General features: G+C 67.0%; 17 protein-coding genes, 1 tRNA gene and 1 pseudogene. 11 read left to right on the top strand and 8 right to left on the bottom strand.

Annotation, left to right across the window (positions count from 1 at the left end; translation table 11 throughout):
* Positions 1 to 44 precede the first annotated feature (44 nt).
* Positions 45 to 341 (bottom strand): DUF1905 domain-containing protein, encoded by a 297-nt coding sequence (locus tag OO71_RS09785; RefSeq protein ID WP_033289340.1) that lies wholly within the window; start codon positions 339 to 341, stop codon positions 45 to 47.
* A 630-nt stretch (positions 342 to 971) separates the two neighbouring features.
* Between OO71_RS09785 and OO71_RS50000 the strand changes: the two genes are divergently transcribed.
* From OO71_RS50000 to OO71_RS52080, 4 genes and pseudogenes are all read left to right on the top strand, one after another.
* Positions 972 to 1490, top strand: coding sequence for a hypothetical protein (locus OO71_RS50000; protein ID WP_156096238.1), 519 nt, complete (start codon positions 972 to 974; stop codon positions 1488 to 1490).
* A 603-nt stretch (positions 1491 to 2093) separates the two neighbouring features.
* Entirely contained in the window at positions 2094 to 2435 is a 342-nt protein-coding gene (locus OO71_RS50875) for a hypothetical protein (RefSeq protein ID WP_162186057.1), read from the top strand.
* 436 nt (positions 2436 to 2871) lie between these two features.
* A complete protein-coding gene (locus OO71_RS09795; RefSeq protein WP_033289342.1) occupies positions 2872 to 3153 on the top strand; it encodes a hypothetical protein in 282 nt (93 codons plus the stop codon).
* Positions 3154 to 3292: 139 nt separating this feature from the next.
* Positions 3293 to 3930, top strand: a pseudogene (locus OO71_RS52080) (tyrosine-type recombinase/integrase); the annotation flags it as partial.
* A gap of 144 nt (positions 3931 to 4074) precedes the next feature.
* Here the strand turns inward: OO71_RS52080 and OO71_RS09805 are convergent.
* Positions 4075 to 4148 (bottom strand) — tRNA-Leu (locus OO71_RS09805).
* Positions 4149 to 4337: 189 nt separating this feature from the next.
* Between OO71_RS09805 and OO71_RS09810 the strand changes: the two genes are divergently transcribed.
* The 6 genes from OO71_RS09810 to OO71_RS09835 all read left to right on the top strand — a co-directional run bounded on the left by OO71_RS09810 (position 4338) and on the right by OO71_RS09835 (position 10489).
* Positions 4338 to 4946, top strand: a complete 609-nt coding sequence (locus OO71_RS09810) for an ANTAR domain-containing response regulator (protein WP_033289343.1) — start codon at positions 4338 to 4340, stop codon at positions 4944 to 4946.
* Positions 4947 to 5435: 489 nt separating this feature from the next.
* On the top strand, positions 5436 to 6614 hold the full coding sequence (locus OO71_RS09815; protein ID WP_033289436.1) for an ABC transporter substrate-binding protein: 1179 nt from the start codon (positions 5436 to 5438) through the stop codon (positions 6612 to 6614).
* A gap of 93 nt (positions 6615 to 6707) precedes the next feature.
* Entirely contained in the window at positions 6708 to 7718 is a 1011-nt protein-coding gene (locus OO71_RS09820; RefSeq protein ID WP_033289437.1) for a branched-chain amino acid ABC transporter permease, read from the top strand.
* Positions 7715 to 8863, top strand: a complete 1149-nt coding sequence (locus OO71_RS09825) for a branched-chain amino acid ABC transporter permease (RefSeq protein WP_033289344.1) — start codon at positions 7715 to 7717, stop codon at positions 8861 to 8863. The genes OO71_RS09820 and OO71_RS09825 overlap by 4 nt, the downstream gene beginning before the upstream one ends.
* Positions 8860 to 9789 (top strand): ABC transporter ATP-binding protein, encoded by a 930-nt coding sequence (locus OO71_RS09830; RefSeq protein ID WP_033289345.1) that lies wholly within the window; start codon positions 8860 to 8862, stop codon positions 9787 to 9789. The genes OO71_RS09825 and OO71_RS09830 overlap by 4 nt, the downstream gene beginning before the upstream one ends.
* Positions 9776 to 10489 (top strand): ABC transporter ATP-binding protein, encoded by a 714-nt coding sequence (locus tag OO71_RS09835; protein WP_033289346.1) that lies wholly within the window; start codon positions 9776 to 9778, stop codon positions 10487 to 10489. Before OO71_RS09830 ends, OO71_RS09835 begins: the two co-directional genes overlap by 14 nt.
* A gap of 367 nt (positions 10490 to 10856) precedes the next feature.
* Here OO71_RS09835 and OO71_RS09840 read toward each other — a convergent pair whose 3' ends face one another.
* Positions 10857 to 11297, bottom strand: coding sequence for a PaaI family thioesterase (locus OO71_RS09840; RefSeq protein WP_033289347.1), 441 nt, complete (start codon positions 11295 to 11297; stop codon positions 10857 to 10859).
* 62 nt (positions 11298 to 11359) lie between these two features.
* Between OO71_RS09840 and polA the strand changes: the two genes are divergently transcribed.
* Positions 11360 to 14098, top strand: a complete 2739-nt coding sequence (gene polA, locus OO71_RS09845) for a DNA polymerase I (protein WP_033289348.1) — start codon at positions 11360 to 11362, stop codon at positions 14096 to 14098.
* A gap of 929 nt (positions 14099 to 15027) precedes the next feature.
* Here the strand turns inward: polA and OO71_RS09850 are convergent.
* The 5 genes from OO71_RS09850 to OO71_RS09870 all read right to left on the bottom strand — a co-directional run bounded on the left by OO71_RS09850 (position 15028) and on the right by OO71_RS09870 (position 20070).
* Complete coding sequence (locus OO71_RS09850) at positions 15028 to 15603, bottom strand: TetR/AcrR family transcriptional regulator (RefSeq protein ID WP_033289349.1); 576 nt, start codon at positions 15601 to 15603, stop codon at positions 15028 to 15030.
* Positions 15600 to 17525, bottom strand: a complete 1926-nt coding sequence (locus tag OO71_RS09855; protein WP_033289350.1) for a YhgE/Pip family protein — start codon at positions 17523 to 17525, stop codon at positions 15600 to 15602. The genes OO71_RS09850 and OO71_RS09855 overlap by 4 nt, the downstream gene beginning before the upstream one ends.
* On the bottom strand, positions 17522 to 18202 hold the full coding sequence (locus tag OO71_RS09860) for a hypothetical protein (RefSeq protein ID WP_033289351.1): 681 nt from the start codon (positions 18200 to 18202) through the stop codon (positions 17522 to 17524). The genes OO71_RS09855 and OO71_RS09860 overlap by 4 nt, the downstream gene beginning before the upstream one ends.
* Positions 18203 to 18310: 108 nt before the next feature.
* Positions 18311 to 19213, bottom strand: coding sequence for a GNAT family N-acetyltransferase (locus OO71_RS09865; RefSeq protein ID WP_033289438.1), 903 nt, complete (start codon positions 19211 to 19213; stop codon positions 18311 to 18313).
* 17 nt (positions 19214 to 19230) lie between these two features.
* Positions 19231 to 20070, bottom strand: a complete 840-nt coding sequence (locus tag OO71_RS09870) for a class I SAM-dependent methyltransferase (protein WP_033289352.1) — start codon at positions 20068 to 20070, stop codon at positions 19231 to 19233.
* Positions 20071 to 20252: the final 182 nt, after the last annotated feature.

A 20252-nucleotide genomic window follows, 5' to 3' on the forward strand; every position in this document is an offset into this window, starting at 1 on the left:
GGCTGGCTTTTCGCGGTGGACACCTCGGACCCGCTTCGTCGCCGTCAGAGGTCGAGGATCGTTACGGTCACTCTCGCGACGTCGCCGGGATCGAGATTCTCGGCCTTCCGCACCGCGCGTTTCACCGGCAGCACGTAGCCGCGCTCGCTGTCCGGGAAGATCGACGTCCGCCACGTGCTTCCACCGACCCGGACCTGGACGCGCATCGATCCGAAGCCTCGACGCGGACCGCCCAGTTCGCGGATTTCGTCCGAGATGTCGGCGGGCAGGCTGACGAAGGTCCACGTGTCGGTTCGCCGGGCGTCCCAGATCCACAGCTCAGCGTCGAAGTGCACTTCCACGCCATCAGGTTCGCACGCGACCCGGACAATTTCGGGATGTCGCACGCGAGCTGGTGGCCGGCTCTGCCCGGGTGACCGTCGCCGACCTGCGAAAACACGAGAATTCCGAGTGCCCCCGGTGAGATTCGAACTCACACTGGACGGGTTTTGAATCCGGCCCGGAAATGTGCTCTGACCTGCGATTGAGACGCCGACGCGGCGAATTTGGGGGCATAACGGGGGCAGGTCGGTAGACAAACCTGCTCCTCGGTGGTTGCGGGGAGAGCCGACTAGAGGTGCGGTCGAGCGGCTGAGCCGTGGTCAGGAGCCCAATCGCGGCGGATCCTGATCAACGATCGACGGCGCGCGTCACAAGCTGGGTTGGCGTGACCGCCACGTCAGAACGGCACCCACGCCGCGGGCACACACCCGCGGCGTGCTCGGTGTCCACGTCGCGAGTCGGCATGCTTGATCTTCTACTTGTACTGGGGTGAGCATCGAGTGCTCTTCCAAGACGCAGTCGGGTACGTGCTTCTCCCGGTCATGCACGCACTCACCTCGACCTTATGTTCGATGACCGACGGGCTGTTCCTGGTATGCCGTCGAAACGAACCGCCCCCAGATGGCGACTGATCACCTATGGCGAGCGTTGTGATCGAGTGGGCACCCGTGGTCGCGGCCCTAGCGGGTTCCGCCTCGGCGTTCTTCTCTTGGCGCAGTTCGAGCAAGTCGAATGCGGCAGCAGAAGCAGCTAATGAAGCAGTTGCGTTGACAGTGCGCCCAGCGTTCTCGTTGAGAATTGGCGGACAAGGCCCTCATCGAGACAAGTATACCGCGATACGAATACGAAACACTCGTTCTTTCGATGCAGTTGACGTCGAGGTATGGGTCCGCAGCAACCTTGCGCGAGACCTGGCGCGGGCGACGTTCCCGCGCATTCAAGGGATGCAGGATCGCGTACTTTCGAGCGGCGAAGAAACGATCTTTATCGACGAAATTAAACCGCTTAACGAAGGGGAGAGGTTTGCATTTATTGCAACTATACGCTATAGCGATGATCGAGGTCTGCGAAAATGGGAGCAGATAATTCGATATACGATATCCTATGATGTTGGAGCAACAATGCTGAACAAAAATCTCACCTTGGGTGAACCCTTCCCTTGTAAATAAGGATTGGCAGAAATTCAGGTGGCTACCTTGTCGGAAGGCTACACTCGAAGTGATCGCTATCGTGGGGTGCCTGTAGCTTTAATTGACGAAGGGAGAAGGTTGATAGATGATACTATCGCGGATTTTGATGTCGTAATTAGAAGTCTTCATGAGCGGGTGGACAAGGATTTTCCGGTCTTTGTATCTGCTCGAATCATAGAGCGTGATCGCGTCAATCGCCCATATCTGCGGAGATTGGCGATCCAAGGTCCCGTGGTCGGATCTCTCGCCGTGAGTCATATGCTTGACCATGCAAGATCCATAAGTAGAGTCTTGGGTGATGAGCCGTTACCGCTGTGGGCCCCCCTGTCCTTGGCTCGATCCGCATTGGACTCGGCTCTTCAGGTTTGCCATCTATCTGACGTCGAAGTCGGTGCGGATAGTGTGATTCTTCGCGCGGCAGGAATGCGACTCGGAATGCTTGAGGAGCAACGAAAGCTTGCTCTTATATTTCCGGACAGGTTAGAGGAGGTAAAGAGGGCGAAGTCATCCTTGGATGGAACCAAGCGGCAGGTAACTCGGGCGGGGATTGAATTTCACGAGTACAAGGGCAACGTGCGACGAGTGAGATTCAAAGGGGAACAGAGCTGGCAAAACGTCGACATGAACGCTTCGGATACGGCTAGGAAATGGATCCCTGATGCAACTGGAATATACCAACTCGCCTCCGGAATTACTCACGGAGCTTTCTGGCTGACCGTCAACTCCCTGGCGGGTATTTCTTTGCGGGTCGATCCTTCGGTAGTGGTGAGCGCAGTAACCGTTCCGCCGTTTGCCTGCCGAGCAATTGCGATGGCGCTGTATCGGTATTGGGGAGAGGTGGGGCATGAGGAGTTTTGCGAGAAAACAACCGCGCGGCTGGGGCGCTACTACGGAATCTACAATAACTGGAAATCAACCTTGTGAGACTTGTATTTCGGTCCTTCTTCATCTAAATACTTACGGTAGTCGAACGGCTGGGCGAATGGGCCGACGCGAGCATGCGACCCTGGCAGAGCTTGAAACTGAGCTACTTAACCCAGGCACTTGACAACGTCAAACCATCAGGTCGGGTGGCGCTTCAGCCTGATTGACGGGGGGCATGACCGTCCGCGAACTTCCGTATGCGTCGGGTGCCGTTGTCGGGCGGGTGGTCGAGTGCCAAGCGATCGTTGATAGGCCATGCCCCGTGGCCTGCCACGCTGGGCGTCGCGGTGCCAGCGGACGTGATGTCCTGCCTCATGGGTGTGACGGCGGGGTCGCCGGCCGCTCGCGACCCTGGAACGATCTGGCAACCGTGTCCGTCGCGGTTCATGCTCTGGTCGGACGACCTGAAGGAGGTGGAGGCAGTAGCATCGCCGGCATGGCGGACGAAGACCTCACCCGGCGGGTCGAGCGACTGGAACGGCTGATGACTGACCTTAGCGAGCGGGCAACCGACAGCGCGGCGGCCCGGGTGCTTGCGGCCGGCGCAGACCGCGATGTCTCCGAGGTGCGCGCCGAGCTGCGCGCTCATACTGGCGCTCTCAACGCTCTGCGCCAGGACCAGGTTGACCTCCGCGAGGAGATGCGCGCGGGCTTCGCCACCGTGAACACCTCACTGGGGCAGATCATCGAACTTCTCGGACGTGGCGAGACGCGGTAGCTCCTGGACTCGTCTGCGTGTCGCTGGCGTCCAGAAACTACGAAAGGCAATCGATTGGGTCAAGCAGCGGCGCTGACCGAGAATCTGCGCGCCAAGTCCTTGCAGGTGCGTGTGCAAGGACCGGCCTAGATTCGTCGGTGACACTGCTCCGCGTCGGTCGTCCGGCCCCATGCTGAAAGCCTTCTTCGCGGCTATGTACTACGCCGGTTTGCGCCCCGAGGAAGCCGCGATGCTCTGCAAGCTGGACCTGCAGCTACCCGAACGATGATGGGGTGAACTGCTGCTGTCGGCGACCGCTCCGACCACGGGAGCTGCGTGGACGGATTCGGGGGAGCGCCGAGACCGGAGACAGCTGAAACAGCGGGCAGCAGGCGAAGTGCGCGCAGTGCCCTCGCCCCCTCCGCTCACCGCGATCCTCCACCAGCACCTGAAAACCTTCGGCACGGCGGCCGACGGCCGTCTCTTCCGGAACCTGACTGGGGCGATATCGCCGAGTCGACGATCTCGCGAGTGTGGGACCACGCGCGGAAAACAGCGCTCTCGGAAGGCGAATACGCCTCGCTCCTCGTGAGGCGTCCGTACGACCTCCGGCACGCGTGTGTGTCGACATGGCTCGCTGCGGGGGTACCGGCCACACAGTGCACCGCGTGGGCAGGCCACTCCGTGGCGGTGTTGCTGGCGACCTACGCCGCTGTGATCGCCGGGCTGGAGGCGGAGGCGCACGAGCGGATCGAACGAGCACTGGACTGGGACGACGACGCTGGTACGTCCGAGTGAACGCAGGCGTTCGAAAATTTGGGGGCGTATTGGGGGTGGATACCCGTGAACAGCTCGATACGGCCGGCACAGCCGGACACAACAAGATCGGCCCCACACCTGTTCTCGCAGGTCGCGGGGCCGGTTTGTGCTGGTCACAGAATGTGCCCCCGGTGAGATTCGAACTCACACTGGACGGGTTTTGAATCCGTTGCCTCTGCCAGTTGGGCTACGGGGGCGCAGTGCCGGAAACTCTACGGGATCCGCTGCTGCACCCGGTGATCGGGTCCGCTGATCACGCCGGAAACGAGCACAGTGTCACGCCCGCCACTTCGTGGTGAACGCCATCGTGGGATCTGGATCGTTCCCGGTACGCTTGTCTTTCGCGGGTGACCGCGTGTCGGAGACGAGCTTCAGGGAGGACACCGGTGACCGAACAGGCTGCCGAGTCGGAGGGCGCCGCCGTGGCGCAGCGGCGGGTGCTCGTCGCGGAAGACGAGGCGCTCATCCGGCTCGACCTGGTGGAGATGCTGCGCGAAGAGGGGTACGAGGTGGTCGGCGAGGCCGGCGACGGCGAGGAGGCCATCGCGCTCGCCACGGACCTCAAGCCCGACCTCGTGATCCTCGACGTCAAGATGCCCAAGCTCGACGGGATCGAGGCGGCCGCGCGGATCACCGGGGACCGGATCGCGCCGGTCGTCATCCTCACCGCGTTCAGCCAGCGCGACCTCGTCGAGCGGGCCCGTGACGCCGGGACCATGGCCTACCTGGTCAAACCGTTCGCCAAGCGCGACCTCGTACCCGCGATCGAGCTGGCCGTCAGCCGGTTCTCCGAGCTGCAGGCGCTCGAGGCCGAGGTCGCCGGGCTCACCGACCGGCTCGAGACGCGCAAGGTCATCGACCGGGCGAAAGGCCTGCTCATGAGCAGGCAGAACCTCACCGAGCCGGACGCGTTCCGCTGGATCCAGCGCACCGCGATGGACCGGCGCACCACGATGAAGGCCGTCGCCGAGGCCGTCGTGGAAAGCATCGGCTGACCACAAGCCGCACCCAAGACGCACCACAACGCACAAAAGCCCCGGAGAAGCGGGCGTGACCAGGGGGTCACGCCCGCTTCGTCGTCTCCGGACGCGCCGGGGACCGGTGTTCTCCGCTGCGCGAAAGGGCAGTGTTGCTACCTTGAAGGCCGGGGGATGGTTGTGTCGCACGTGACTGCGAAGGGGATGTTCCTACACTGCCCCCAGTGATCGGGCCGGGAGTCAAGGTCCGTTCGAGGGGAGATTGCACACGCAGGGTCATTCACTCGGTCGTCGGATTAGGACGATCGAGTGTAAAACGTCGGTTATCAGTCGTGACGACCGTCACGATGTGGATACAAGACATGGCGTGACTCTGTGCAACACCCCACCCGGCGGCTACGTTCAGCGCCCAGTCGAAGTCCCACGCAAGGGACCCGCCGTTCCACGGAGCACGGCGGGTGGCATTTGGAGGAACGAGTGCAAAAAGCACGACTCACGAAGGTCATCGTGCTGGCCGCCGCGGGAGTCATCTCCCTCGGCGCATGTTCAGCGCGTACCGGCAGTGGCTCGGGTGGTGACAACAGCGGGGCGCCGCAGGCGGCTGCCCCGTCGGCGGCCGCGAACGCGGCCGACCCGGCAGGAGACGGCAAGGCGCAGTGCGCGCCGACCTCCATCGCCTACGCGGGCACCATCAACGGCGCGAACGCGGCTCTGGGGCAGAACATCCTCAAGGGCGCGAAGCTGGCGGTCGACCAGCACAACAAGGCCAACCCGGGCTGCCAGGTCAAGCTCGAGCAGTTCGACACCGAGGGCACGCCGGACAAGGCGCCGGGCATCGTGACCCAGATCGTCAACACCCCGGCGATCATCGGCGTCATCGGTCTCCCGTTCTCGGGTGAGTCGAAGGCCGCGGGCGGCATCTTCAACGGCGCCGGGCTGGTCACCGTCACCCCGTCGGCGACCAACCCGAAGCTCGCCGACAACGGCTGGAAGACCTTCTTCCGCGGGCTGGGCAACGACAACACCCAGGGCCCGGCCGCGGCGAAGTTCATCACCGGCGAGCTGAAGGCCAACAAGGTCTGTGTGATCAAGGACGACTCCGAGTACGGCACCGGGCTCGCCGCCTCGACCATCCAGGCGCTCGGCGACAAGGCGTCCTGCCAGGACAACGTCAAGACCAAGCAGACCGACTTCTCCGCGATCGTCAACAAGATCAAGAACGAGAAGCCGGACGCGGTCTTCTACTCCGGGTACTACCAGGAAGCCGCTCCGTTCGCGCAGCAGCTGAACGACGCCGGGGTCAAGGCGAAGTTCGTCGGCCCGGACGGCGTGAAGGACGACCAGTTCATCAAGGGTGCCGGTGACGCCGCGGCCAACGCGTACTTCACCTGCCCGTGCGTGCCTGCCGACCAGTTCACCAAGTTCTCCGACGCCTACAAGGCGGCGACCGGCGGCGACCCGGGCACCTACTCGCCCGAGGCCTACGACGTCGCGACGATCCTGCTCAAGGGCATCGACTCGGGCAAGAAGGACCGCGCCGGCCTGCTGGACTTCGTGAAGAACTACGACGGCCAGGGCATCACGAAGCACTTCAAGTGGGACAGCAAGGGCGAGCTGTCGGCGACCACCGTGTGGAGCTACAAGGTGGACAACGGCAAGATCGTCCGCGACACCGAAATCAAGTAACCCCGCCGCTTTCGGTTCCAGTACCGGGGTGCGCGCCCGGCGGCCCGATCCCGCCGGGCCCGCACCCCGGATCCCCATGGAGAACTAGTGTCGATGACCCATGACCTCAGCTCCCTCGTCCTCGAGCAGGGCGGCAGCTGGATCAACTTCGACGTCGATTCGTTCCTGAACCAGTTCTGGGACAACACGATCGACGGCCTTTCCTACGGCAGCATCTACGCGCTCGTCGCGCTCGGCTACACCCTCGTCTACGGCGTGCTGAAGCTCATCAACTTCGCCCACTCCGAGGTGTTCATCTACGGCGCCTACGCGACGTGGTTCGTCTTCTACGGCATGGGGTTCCGTCCCGGTGCCACGCCCGACCTGCCGATCTTCGAGCTGATCGGCTTCCTGCTGCTCGCGCTCATCGCCTCGATGGCCGTGTCCGGCGGCACCGCGGTCGCGCTGGAACGCGTGGCCTACCGGCCGCTGCGCAAACGCGGGGCACCCCGGCTGGTCTTCCTGATCACCGCGATCGGTGCCTCCTTCGTGCTGCAGCAGCTCCTCTTCATCTGGCGCGGCGGCAACCCGGAGAACGCCATCCGCCTGCTGCGCAACGACGAGGTGTTCACCATCTTCGGCGGCAGCGTCACGATCGTCACGATCATCACGGTGGTCGCTTCGATCCTCCTGATGATCGGCGCGGACCTCTTCGTGAACCGCACCAAGTTCGGCCGCGGCATCCGCGCGGTCGCCCAGGACCCGGACACCGCGACGCTCATGGGCGTCAACAAGGAACGCGTCATCATGCTGACGTTCCTCATCGGCGGGTTGCTGGCCGGCGCGGCGGCGCTCTTCTACATGATGAAGATCCCGCAGGGTGCGGCGTACCAGGGCGGCTTCATCCTCGGCATCAAGGCATTCACCGCGGCCGTGCTCGGCGGCATCGGCAACCTGCGCGGCGCGCTGCTCGGTGGCCTCATCCTCGGGGTCGTGGAGAACTACGGGCAGTCGCTCTTCGGCGGCCAGTGGCGCGACGTCGTCGCGTTCGTGCTGCTGGTGCTGATCCTGATGTTCCGGCCGACCGGCATCCTCGGCGAGTCGCTCGGAAAGGCGCGGGCATGACGACGACCTCGACTCCGCCTGCCCACTCCGCGGCCAAGGCGCGCCGCAGGCCGATCTCGGAGTGGTGGAACAACCTGTCCAGGGTCCAGCAGTGGGCAGTGCTCATCCCGGTGGTGGTGCTCATCTACCTGCTGCCGGTGCTGAACCCGCCGATCATCACCACCCAGCCCGGCTACGACTTCCCGATCGCGATGTTCGAGGTGGCCCGCTACGCGCTGGTCGCCATCGGCCTCAACATCGTGGTCGGCCAAGCAGGTCTGCTCGACCTCGGGTACGTCGGGTTCTTCGCTGTCGGCGCGTACGTGATGGCGCTCTTCACGAGCCCGGACTCGTCGCTGGCGAAACTGCCGTTCCTCGTGGTGCTGCCGATCGCGATGGCGGTCACGATGATCTTCGGGGTGATCCTCGGGACACCCACGCTGCGCTTGCGCGGGGACTACCTGGCGATCGTCACGCTCGGCTTCGGCGAGATCGTCCGCCTGCTGGCCGACAACATCGACCCGCTGCGCGGCAACCGTGGCTTCGTCAACGTCGGGCATCCGCCGGGCACGAAGGCCGACGGTTCGCCGATCTTCACCAACGCCAACGGGATCCCGTGGTACTGGCTGTGCGTCACGGTGATCATCATCATCCTGTTCGTGGTCGGGAACCTGGAGCGCAGCCGGGTCGGCCGGGCCTGGGTCGCGATCCGCGACGACGAGGACGCGGCCGAGATCATGGGCGTGCCCACGTTCAAGTTCAAGATCTGGGCGTTCGTGGGCGGCGCCGCGGTCGGCGGCCTCTCCGGCGCGCTGTACGCGGGTCAGCTCGGCTTCGTGAACAACCAGAAGTTCGACGTGGTCACGTCGATGCTGTTCCTGGCCGCGGTCATCCTCGGCGGGGCCGGGAACAAGGTCGGCGTGCTGCTGGGCGCTATCGTGGTGGCGTACGTGCCGTTGCGGTTCCAGCAGATCGCGGAGTACAAGTACCTGATCTTCGGCCTGGCGCTGATCATCCTGATGATCTTCCGGCCGCAGGGCCTGCTCGGTGCGCGGCAGCGGCTGCTCACCTACGGCAGGCAGGCGTACCAGCGGCTGCTCGGCAAGGGCGAACAGGTCAGCAGTGACGGGTCACTGGCCACCGAGACCGCGGGGGAGAGGCGATGACGGTCCCAGAGAACGGAACCGGGCCCGAGGTCCCGGCTGAGGGTGGTCTCGTCGCCGAGATTGCGCAGATGTCCGATGCGGAGTATGCGGAGCACCGGACCGAGGTGTTCGAGGTAGTCGCGCCGGACCGGGACATCGACGTGTCGGTCGGGCAGACTCTGCTCAAGGTCGACGACGTCACGGTCCGTTTCGGTGGGCTGGTCGCGCTGGACTCGGTGTCGTTCGACATCCGGCGTGGCGAGATCCTGGGCTTGATCGGGCCGAACGGCGCGGGTAAGACGACGTGTTTCAACGCGATGACCGGGGTGTACCGGCCGACGTCGGGACAGGTGCTGTTGGAGGACCGTCCGCTCGGCAAGGCGTCCCGGCACGCGATCACGCAGCTGGGTATCGCGCGGACGTTCCAGAACATCCGGCTCTTCGGCGAGATGACCGCGCTGGAGAACGTGGTCGTCGGCACCGACGCGCGGCATCGCACGAGCATGGTGGGTGCCCTGCTGCGGACTCCTCGTCATCATCGCGAGGAGAAGCAGGCGATCGAGAAGGCGATGGCGCTGCTGGAGTTCGTCGGTATCGCGGACCGGGCGGCGGACCGGGCGAAGAACCTGCCGTACGGCTACCAGCGCAGGCTGGAGATCGCGCGGGCGCTCGCCACCGAGCCGAAGCTGTTGTGCCTGGATGAGCCGGCCGCGGGGTTCAACCCGGCGGAGAAGGAAGAGCTCATGGGGCTGATCCGGACGATCCGCGACGACGGCTACACCGTCCTGCTGATCGAACACGACATGAAGCTGGTCATGGGCGTCACCGACCGGATCGTGGTGCTGGAGTTCGGCAAGAAGATCGCCGACGGGCTGCCTGCCGAGATCCGGCAGAACCCCGCGGTGATCGCGGCCTACCTGGGGGTTCCCGACGATGACGTTGCTTGAGCTCACCGACGTGTCCGTCCACTATGGACGGATCAAGGCCGTGTCGGACCTGTCCATCACGGTGAACGAGGGCGAGATCGTCACCCTGATCGGCGCGAACGGAGCCGGGAAGTCCACCACGATGCGGGCGATCTCGGGTATCCGCCCGCTCTCGGCAGGCAGCATCCGCTTCGACGGGGAGGACATCTCCCGCCTGCGCGGTGACCTGCGGGTGGTCCGGGGTATCTCGCAGGCACCGGAAGGCCGGGGCATCTTCCCGGGCATGACGGTGCTGGAGAACCTGGACATGGGCGCGTATGCCCGCAAGGACCGGAAGAACCTGCAACCGGACTTCGACCGCGTCTTCGAACTGTTCCCCCGCCTGTCCGAACGCAAAACCCAGGTAGGCGGCACGATGTCCGGCGGTGAACAGCAGATGCTGGCCATCGGGCGCGCCCTGATGGCCAACCCGCGCCTGCTGCTGCTGGACGAGCCGTCGATGGGTCTGGCGCCGCAGTTCATCCAGCAGATCTTCCGCATCATCACGGAGATCAACCGCCAGGGCACCACGGTACTGCTGGTGGAACAGAACGCCCAGCAAGCACTCTCGCGAGCCCACCGCGCCTACGTGCTGGAAACCGGCCAGATCACGAAAACCGGCACCGGCAAGGAACTCCTCGCCGACACCAGCATCAAGGAAGCCTACCTAGGCGTCGGCTGAGCGGCAGGCACAAGCCGTGAAGGGAACCATCACGGAATCAGATTCCCTCATGGTTCCCTTCACCGCCTTCAAAACCCCCAACCCCCACCCCACTCACCGCAGCCGACGCACTCACCAGGACCACGCACCCAGACCCGGCCCTGCACCCCGATCCGAAGCCAAAACACGGTCTGAGGGGGCTTGTCAAGGCATCTTTCCCGCCTTGACAAGCCCCCTCAGACCGTCGTCACAATCAAGCTTCGGGGTGCCCCACCGCAACGCTCCAAGCCAGGGCACCTACCCACCGGACATTTCACCCGTAAAGGCTCACCCCGCCGGACACTCGACCCGTAAAAGCTCACCCCCGGACAGCTCACCCCCAAGGACTTCACGCCCCCGGCGGCCGATCCCGGATCACGCAAGTCAACCGCGCCGTACAAGTCCGCCGCCCCTCATCATCCGTGATCACGATCTCCGCCGTGATCGTCCCCCGCCCCACATGCAACGGCGTAGCCACCGCCGTCACCACCCCGGACCGGACCGCCCGATGGTGCGTGCACGACAGCTCCAACCCCATCGCCGCCCGCTCCGGTCCGGCATTGAGCGCAGCCAGCGTCGACCCGAGCGCCTCCGCAACCGTGGCATTCGCTCCGCCGTGCAGCAGCCCGTACGGCTGGAGGTTGCCCTCGACCGGGATCGTGCCGACCACCCGTTCGGGCGTCAGCTCGAGGATCTTCAGCCCGATCTTGTCGTTCAGCTGCTGGTCGGCGGCCGCGGGGTCGATGGCCCCGAACTGCCCTGGCCGGATTTCGGCCGTCTGCTCGGTCACTCTCTGCTCCTCAACCTATGCGACACGCAAGAGTGTCGGACCCTCACCCTAGACTCGGCCCCGTGAGCCCGAGTGAGAACCGAACCGTTGCCAATACCACAGGCGCCGCCACCACGCAGGAGCGGCCGCGGCTGCTGCTGATCGACGGCCATTCCATGGCCTACCGTGCCTTCTTCGCCCTGCCCGCGGAGAATTTCCGCACGAAAACCGGGCAGGTCACGAATGCGGTGTTCGGCTTCACGTCGATGCTCATCAACCTCCTGCGCGACGAGGAGCCCACGCACCTCGCGGTGGCCTTCGACCTGTCGCGCAAAACGTTCCGGTCGGAGACGTACGCCGACTACAAGGCCAACCGCAGCACCACGCCCGACGAGTTCCGCGGCCAGGTCGACCTGGTCAGAGAGGTGCTCACGGTGCTCGGCATCCCGTCGCTCACGAAGGAGAACTTCGAGGCCGACGACATCATCGCCACACTCACCACGCAGGCGAGCGACGGGTACGACGTGCTCATCTGTACCGGCGACCGCGACGCACTGCAGCTGGTCAACGACCGGGTCACGGTGCTCTACCCGAAGCGCGGGGTGTCCGACCTGGTCCGGTTCACGCCGGAGGCGGTCGAGGAGAAGTACGGCCTCACGCCGAGCCAGTATCCGGATTTCGCAGCGCTGCGCGGCGACCCTTCCGACAACCTGCCCGGCATCCCCGGCGTCGGTGAGAAAACCGCGGCCAAGTGGATCCGGCAGTTCGGCACGCTGGCCGACCTCATCGACCGGGTCGACGAGGTCAAGGGCAAGGTCGGCGACGCGCTGCGCGAGCACCTGTCGGCGGTCACGCTCAACCGGCAGCTCACCGAGCTCGTCCGGGATGTGCCGCTGGACGCGGTGCCCGACGAGCTGGAGCTGCGCCCGTGGGACCGCGAGGCGGTGCACCGGCTGTTCGACGAGCTGGAGTTCCGCGTCTTGCGTGACCGGCTGTTCGCCACGCTGAGCAGTGCCGAACCGGAGGCCGACGAGGGCTTCGAGGTGTCCGGTGCGGCGGTCGCGCCGGGTGCCCTCGGCGCGTGGCTGCAGGCGCATGCCGGGGCAGGTCAGCCGGTGGCGTTGTCGTTCCGTACCACCGGAAGTTCCGTGCGGTCGGACCTGAAGGCGGTCGCTTTTGCGGCGGCCGACGGCGAGGGCGCGTACGTCGACGTCACGGCGATGGACGAGGCAGACGACCGGGCGCTGTCGGCGTGGCTGGCCGACCCGGAGGTCCGCAAGATCGGGCACGACCTGAAGGTGCCGCTGCACGCGGTGCGGGCCCGCGGCTGGACGTTCGCCGGGCTCACCATGGACACGGCGCTCGCCGCGTACCTCGCGCGGCCGGGGCAGCGCACGTTCGAGCTCGACGATCTGGCGCTGCGCTACCTGCACCGCGAGCTCCGCTCGGAAGCGGGCGACGGTGACGGTCAGCTGTCGCTGCTCGACGGCGGGGCCGATGGGCTGGAGCAGAAGGAGATCTCCGACGAGCTGGTCAAGGCGCGGGCGATCTTCGAGCTGTCCGGCGCGCTCGGTACGGAACTGGAGGACCTGGGCGGGGCGAAGCTGCTGGCCGAGCTGGAGCTGCCGCTGCTCGAGGTGATCACCGAGCTGGAGGCGGCGGGCATCGCGGTCGACGTCGACCAGCTCACCGAGCTGGAGGCGCACTACCTCAGCCGGGTCACCCAGGCCGCGGACTCGGCGTACGAGGTGATCGGCAAGCAGATCAACCTCGGGTCGCCGAAGCAGCTGCAGGTCGTGCTGTTCGACGAGCTGGGGATGCCGAAGACCAAGCGCACCAAGACCGGGTACACCACCGACGCCGAGGCACTGCAGACGCTGTTCGAGAAGACGGAGCACCCGTTCCTGCAGTACATGCTGGAACACCGCGACGCCACGCGGCTGCGCACCACGGTCGAGGGTCTCATCAAGTCGGTCGCCGACGACGGGCGCATCCACACCACGCTCCAGCAGACGATCGCGGCCACCGGACGGCTGTCGTCGATCGAGCCGAACCTGCAGAACATCCCGGTGCGCACGGAGGAAGGCCGCCGGATCCGTGACGCGTTCGTGGTCGGCGACGGGTACACGGAGCTGATGACCGCGGACTACAGCCAGATCGAAATGCGGATCATGGCGCACCTGTCGAAGGACGAGGGCCTGATCGAGGCGTTCAACAGCGGCGAGGACTTGCACACGTTCGTCGCCTCGCGCGCGTTTTCCGTTCCGGCAGGGGAAATCACGCCGGAACAACGCTACCGGGTCAAGGCGATGTCGTACGGCTTGGCGTACGGGTTGTCGGCGTACGGCCTGTCGCAGCAGCTGCGCATCTCCACCGAAGACGCAAAAGAACAGATGGAGGCGTACTTCGCCCGCTTCGGCGGCGTACGCGACTATTTGCAGTCAGTGGTCGGCGAAGCCGCGAAGCGCGGCTACACGGAGACGATCTTCGGCCGCCGCCGCTACCTGCCGGACTTGAACAGCGACAACCGCCAGCGCCGCGAAATGGCCGAACGGATGGCCCTCAACGCCCCGATCCAGGGGAGTGCCGCGGACATCATCAAGGTCGCGATGCTGAACGTGCACCGCGCTTTGTCCGAGGCGAAGCTCCGCAGCCGCGTCCTGCTCCAGGTCCACGACGAACTGGTCCTGGAAATCGCCGACGGAGAACGCGCCGAGGTCGAGAAACTGGTCCGGGAGGGCATGGGCTCGGCAGCGGAGCTGGCGGTGCCGTTGGAGGTTTCGGTGGGGTACGGAGGTTCGTGGAACGAAGCCGCCCACTGACAGCTGATGCACGGGTTCGGATTGGGTTCCGCCCGTGGTGGCTGGGCCTGGGGTGGGTCTGGCTTGGCCCGTGGTGGGCTGGGCCTGGGGTGGGTCTGGCTTGGCCCGTGGTGGGCTGGGCCTGGGGTGGGTCCGGCTCGGCCCGGGGTGGGCTGGGCCTGGCGTGGGTCCGGCTCAGCCCGGGGTTGGCCCAGCCTGGGATCCGGCATAGGCGAGTCCGGGTTGGATCCGGCCTAGTGAGGCCGGGGCGGATCGGTTCGGGCCTGGATTGGATGCGGCCCGGGTTGGGTTCGGCCCGGGCCTCGGCTCAGCCCGGGGTTGGCTGGGCCTGGGGTGGGTTCGGCTCGGGTGGGGCCCGGCGTGGGTCGGGCGTTGAGATCCGGCCTGGGTCCGGCTCGGATTGGCTCCGGCCCGGGTGAGTCCGGGCCCGGGCAAGCCGGGATCAGGCGGAAACGGTGCGGGAATCCCAGCCCCGTGACGTACCTCCCCGGACGGAATCACCCGGTCGCCCGCCCGGTCAGCGGTACCCGCGTCACCGCCGGTTCACTTAGCGTCACATGCGCAGGTGTCGATCGATTCCGGGAGGACCGAGACATGATCAAGCGGCTGTTCCAGACCATCCTGCGGCACGGATGCTGCTCCGCTTGCACCGGCAAGGGCTGCGGCTGCTGCGCCAACTGCGGCTGAGCCCAGCCACGGGACCCGGGCCACCCGGGCCCTGCTCGCGGCTCTCGTGAGTGCCGACCCGGCTGCTCACGAGAGCCTGCCCAGGCGGCGACCCTGCCAAGCCTCTCCCGGGTACCGGTTCGGCGCCTCACGAATGCCTGCCAGCTCCGAGGGCTGGTCATGGCTCTCCGTGGGTACCGGTCAGGCGGCTCAACGAGCGAACGAGCGCCCGCCCACGCCGCGGTCCGAGCCAGCTCAGCCGCTCACGACCCCCCACCCAGGCCCCTCACCAGCATCATCACCGAGTCCAGTACCTCCGCGCGCGTGCGGGTCGGCTGGAAGACCTGCCAGTCGAGGGCCACTACCAGCATCGTGCCGAACAAGCCGGCCGCGGCGGTGGCGATGTCGACTCCTGCGGGGAGCCGCTCGGCCTCGTGCAGGCGTTCCAGCTGGGCTGCCACCACCTCGGTCAGTTCCGACCGCAGCAGCGCCAGCGTGTCGTGCCAGCGGCCCGGCGTGCGCCACAGCTCGCTCACCACGATCTGCGAAAATCCCGGGTACTCGGCGATGAACTGCAGCGTCGTGTCCACCTGCGCCTCGATCATCGCCACCGGATCCGCATCTGGGCCGGCTGCGCGCAGGCGGCCAGCGAGCAGGTCCACGCCGAACCGCAGCAGGGCGTCTACCAGGCCGTCCTTCGAGCCGAAGTTGTAGTACACCGTGCCCTTTGCGACGCCTGCCTCGGCCGCGATGTCGTCCACCGTCAGGCCCACGAGGCCGCGGCTTGCCGAAAGCCGCAGGGTTGCCTCGAAGAGCTTGCGCTTGGTCGTCTCTCTCACAAGCTGAGTTCCGGCTTCAGCGCCGACACCGACCACACCCGGTGTTTGCGCGCCGCGATCGTGGACAGCAAAATCCCTCCGACGAGGTACGCCCCCAGCACCGCCACGTCACCCAGGATCTGCAGGGACGCGCCGGAGTACAGCAGGTGCCGGAACCCGTCGATTGCGTATCCCATGGGCAGCACCACGTGCAGCGGGTAGAGCGCGTCCGGGATCGTCTGCCACGGGAATGTCCCGCCCGCGCTCACCAGTTGCAGCACCAGAAGCACCAGCCCGAGGAACTTCCCGACCGCGCCGAAGAACGCGTTCAGCGCATGCACCACCGACGTGAACGCCAGCGACACCAGGAACGCGAACCCGATCGCCCCCACCGGATGCGCGATGTGGATGCCGACCAGCCAGGTCACCGCGGCGAACAGCACGGTCACCTGCGCGAGCCCCAGCACCGCCGACGACAGCCAGCCGCCGAGTGCGACCCGCAGCGGTGACGCGCCCGCGGTGAGTGCCCGCGTCGACAGTGGCCGGATCAGCAGGAACAGTACGAACGCGCCGATCCAGGTGGCCAGCGCGATGAAGAACGGGGCGAGCCCGGCGCCATAAGTACCGGCCGAAGCAACACCATTCGACGTGACAGCCACCGGGTCGGCGATCGTGTTGGCCGTGGCGGTGCGGGTGGGGTCGTCCGGGTTCGGGATTTGCGAAAGCCCGGCGGACAGGCCGTCGCGCAGTTTCGCGGACCCGTCGGCGAGCTGGTCGGTGCCGGTGACCGCGGTCTTCTCGCCGTCGTCGAGTTTCGCGGCGCCGTCGCGGAGCTGGTTCGCGCCGTCGGACGCCTGCGCGATCCCGCCCGCCAGTTGCGGCGCAGCCGACGCGAGCTGATGCGCCCCGTCGGACACCTGCCGTGCGCCGCCCGCCAATTTCTGCAGATCCCCGTTGGCGGACTGGATTTTCCCGTTCGCCTGATCGACAGGGGAGCGCAGCTGATCGAGCCGCGCCAGGATGTCGTTGACCTGGCTCTCGGACAGCCCGGCGTCCCGCAGCTGGGTGTTCAGCTGAGCACGGTAGCCGTCGAGGCGGCTCTGCAGATCTGACGACGCACCCGCCGCGAGCGACGCAGCGTCGGCGACTTTCTGGTTGCCGTCGGCGACCTGACCCGCGCCGTCCGCGAGCTTCTGCGTCTGGCTGGGCAGTTGCGTGGTACTCGACTTGAGCGTGCCCAGTCCGGTGGCGAGACTGCCCGACCCGGTCGCGAGCTGGTGCGCACCGTCGGCGAGCTGATGTTGTCCGGTCCGGAGTTTCCCGGCGCCGTCGGCGAGCTGCGTGGCGCCACCGGTGGCTTCGGAGATCTTGCCGTAAATCGTGGAGAACCCGACGAGGAACCGGTCCGCGGCCTCGCTGCCCACCTTCTCCGCAATGGTCTTGCGGACCTGGTCGGCGACCTGTTTCGCGATCGTGCCGGAGAGATAGTTGTTGGCGTCGTTGGTGGTGAGCGTGATGGTCGCCTGCTGCGGCGTGAAGTTGCCGGACGACAGCAGCGCCTTCGAGAAATCGTGCGGAATGCCGATGGCGAACGAATACTTGTCGTCCCGCACCCCGTCGCGAGCGTCCTTTTCGGACACTTGATGCCACTGGAAGGTACCCGACTTCACGAGCTCGTCGGTGACCTCGTGCCCCACATTCCGTTCCGCGCCGGACGAATCCTTCGCACCGGCGTCCTCGGTGAACACCGCGGCGGGCAGCTTGTCGAGCCGGCCGTACGGGTCGTAGTTCGCGTACAGGTAGAACGACGCGTACAGCAGCGGCACCAGCACGAGCGCGGCCATCGCGAGCTTCGGCAGCGTGCCGGTGGACAGCCGGCGCAGTTCGTTGAGCGCGATCCGGAACGCGTTGAGCCCGCCGGACCGCTTGTCGGGGGTGGTCATGCCGGGTCTCCTTCGGCGAGCTCAGCGGTCTCGGGTTCCGGCAGCCGCACCAGCCGCACCGGATCCGGTTGCTCGGCCGAGCCGATCCGGGCAGGCGGGTAGGGGAGCGCCGATTCCGGTGTCGTCGTGGCCAGCACGGCCACCGCAAACCCACGCGCAGCGTGCTCCTCAGCCACCTTGGTCCAGCTCGTGACGTCGCTGGTGTGCCGGTCGGGAGCGTCGAGGACGAGTACTCGGACGCCGTCGCGTTCCGCGGCCAGCGCGGTGAGCAGCCGGGTCCGCAACGCCGGTTCGAGGCTTTCGAACCGGCTGTCCGCGTACGGCGCCGCGTCCTGCGCGGTAAGCCAAGCCGTGACGGCTTCCTTGCCCGACGGACGATGCGCGAGCGCGAGTTCCTCACCCGCGACCACTCGCAGCGACAGCGCCTCGTCCGGCTCGCTGACCCCCGGCGCGTCCACGACAGCGACCAGCCGCCGCAGGTCACCGGAAGGGTCGGCGGTCACGGTGCCGGTGGTCGGCCGCAGCCGCCCGGCGAGCGCCAGCGCCAGCGCGGTGATCCCGACGCCCGGCTCGCCGTGCACCACGGTGAGGCAGGCCTCTTCGACGGTCACCGAGGTCGGCGGCAACAAGGGGCCGTGGGGGCCCTTCAAGGACACCCGATCGGCACGGACCTGCACAGAGTCACTCTCCCCGGATTTGAACTGACTGGTCAGTTCAAAAGCTAACCCCGGCGGTGCGGCGGGGGCAAGACGGTCTGCCGCATGTCACACGACCCGGGAAGCGGCTCATCGCAGGGCCCCCGCCGGGTGGGCTTCCCAGGAGGTCCACAGCGGCCGGTAGCCCTGCCGGTGCCAGAACACCGTGGAGAGCGGATTGGTCGGGTTGTAGTAGAGGTACGTGCCGGTGGCGCCCTGGCCGAGCAGCTCGCGGTGGGCGCGGGCCATCAGCGCCCGGCCGATCCCGTGGCCACGGCTGGCGGGCGCGGTGACGACGTTGTTCACGTACCCCCAGCGTCCCGGCGGCAGCAGTTCGGCGGCCTCGCTGCCCGGCGCGGCCTCCACCCAGTCGCACTGCGCGAGCGCCACCACCTCGCCGCGGGATTCCGCGAGCCAGGTGGTCGACCCGCCGAGTGCGCGGCGAAGCGCGGGACGCAGCAGCTCGGCGGTCTGGTCCCGTTTCCGGTGCGCGACCAGGCCGGTGTAGTCGAAGGTCGCCGCGCACAAGGCGAGGGCGGCGTCGAAATCGGCAGGCCCGGCAAGGCGGATCGCGGCGGCCGAGACAGCGGGCTCGGGCGCTGCAGCCGGACGGATGGCCAAGGCGGACAGCGGGACCAAGCCGTGGTCGAGGAAGGCGCGGATGGCTTCGGCGTCCCGGCTCGGCCAGTTGACCACGCACGCCGAATCGGGACCCGGGGCCTCGATGTCCACTTGGGACCGCAGGGCGCCGAGCAACGCGTCGAATGCTTCGGTGCCTGCCGTGTCCGGACCGGGGAAGAGCTGCCAGACCTCGGCTGCCGACCACAGCAGGGGAGCGTCACCAGGGCCGTGCCGGTAGCGCTGCAGCACCGCGGAAACCCTTGTGCCGGAAGCGGTTACGGCCTCGACCCGCTCGCCGCCCGCGGACGGCAGCAGCGGCACGGGCGGCGGCAGCAGCGGGTCGAGTGCGGTGAAACGGCCGGTGAAGCTCACCGGCGCAGCGTAGCCGCTCAGTCGCGGCGCGTGCGGAAGATCGCGGTGCCGGGGAACAGCCTGCCGCGCAACGGGCTCCACTGGCCCCAGGTGCGCGAGTGCCCCGGCGGCCACTCCGGTTCCACGAGATCCTCCAGCGCGAACCCGGTGGCGGCGAGCGCGCGCACGTAATCGCCGAGCGTGCGGTGGTATTCGACGTACGTGGCCACGCCGTCGTCGTCGACCTCGAGGTACGGCGTGCGGTCGAAGTACGGCTGGGTCGCGGTGAGGCCTTGCGGGCCGGGGTCGTCCGGGAAGATCCACCGCATCGGGTGCGTCACGGAGAACACCCACGGCGCACCCGGACGCAGTACCCGCCGCACTTCGGCGAACACCGTCTCCAGCGTGGGGACGAACGGCAGCGCGCCGAACGCCGAGCAGGCGACGTCGAAAGCCGCGGTGGCGAACGGCAGCCGCTCCGCGTTGGCTTGCACGAGGGGGACTTTCACGCCGGTGCGGTCGTTGCCCGCACGGGCATGCCGGAGCATCCCGCCGGACAGATCGAAGGCGACCGGATCCGCCCCGGCGGCGGCGAGCCAGCGCGAGCACGCCGCCTGCCCGCAGCCGACCTCGAGCACGCGCCGGCCGCGGACGTCGCCGAGCAGGTGCGCGTCCTCCTCGCGCACGCCCTCGGGGCACCAGACGAAATCGGCGTCACCGAGGAATCCGCCGTGGGTGGCCTGATAGTCGTCGGCATCCGCGTCCCACCAGGCCAGATTCGCCGATTCGGCCTCCGCGCCGCCGACGGCGCGATGCGCGACGCCGATGGTGCCGAGCCGCTCTTCGGCGCTCGCGTGCGGCGGGGCGGGCTCGGGCACGGCGGGTCCTCTCCGGGGGACGGCGGACGGGCCCGGCGGGAATGCGCGGACCGGCGAAAACGTTGCAGAGACGGTACCGGGAGCCGAGGGCGACCCTGATTGTGCCGCCCGCAGGGGCCCGCGTACGATACTCCTCAGCGCAGTGGGTTCGCGCTGCCTGGGTGACTACCCGCCGGGGCCGC

Origin of the sequence: Amycolatopsis jejuensis (assembly GCF_000717335.1) — a bacterium.
Classification (GTDB): Bacteria; Actinomycetota; Actinomycetes; order Mycobacteriales; family Pseudonocardiaceae; genus Amycolatopsis; species Amycolatopsis jejuensis.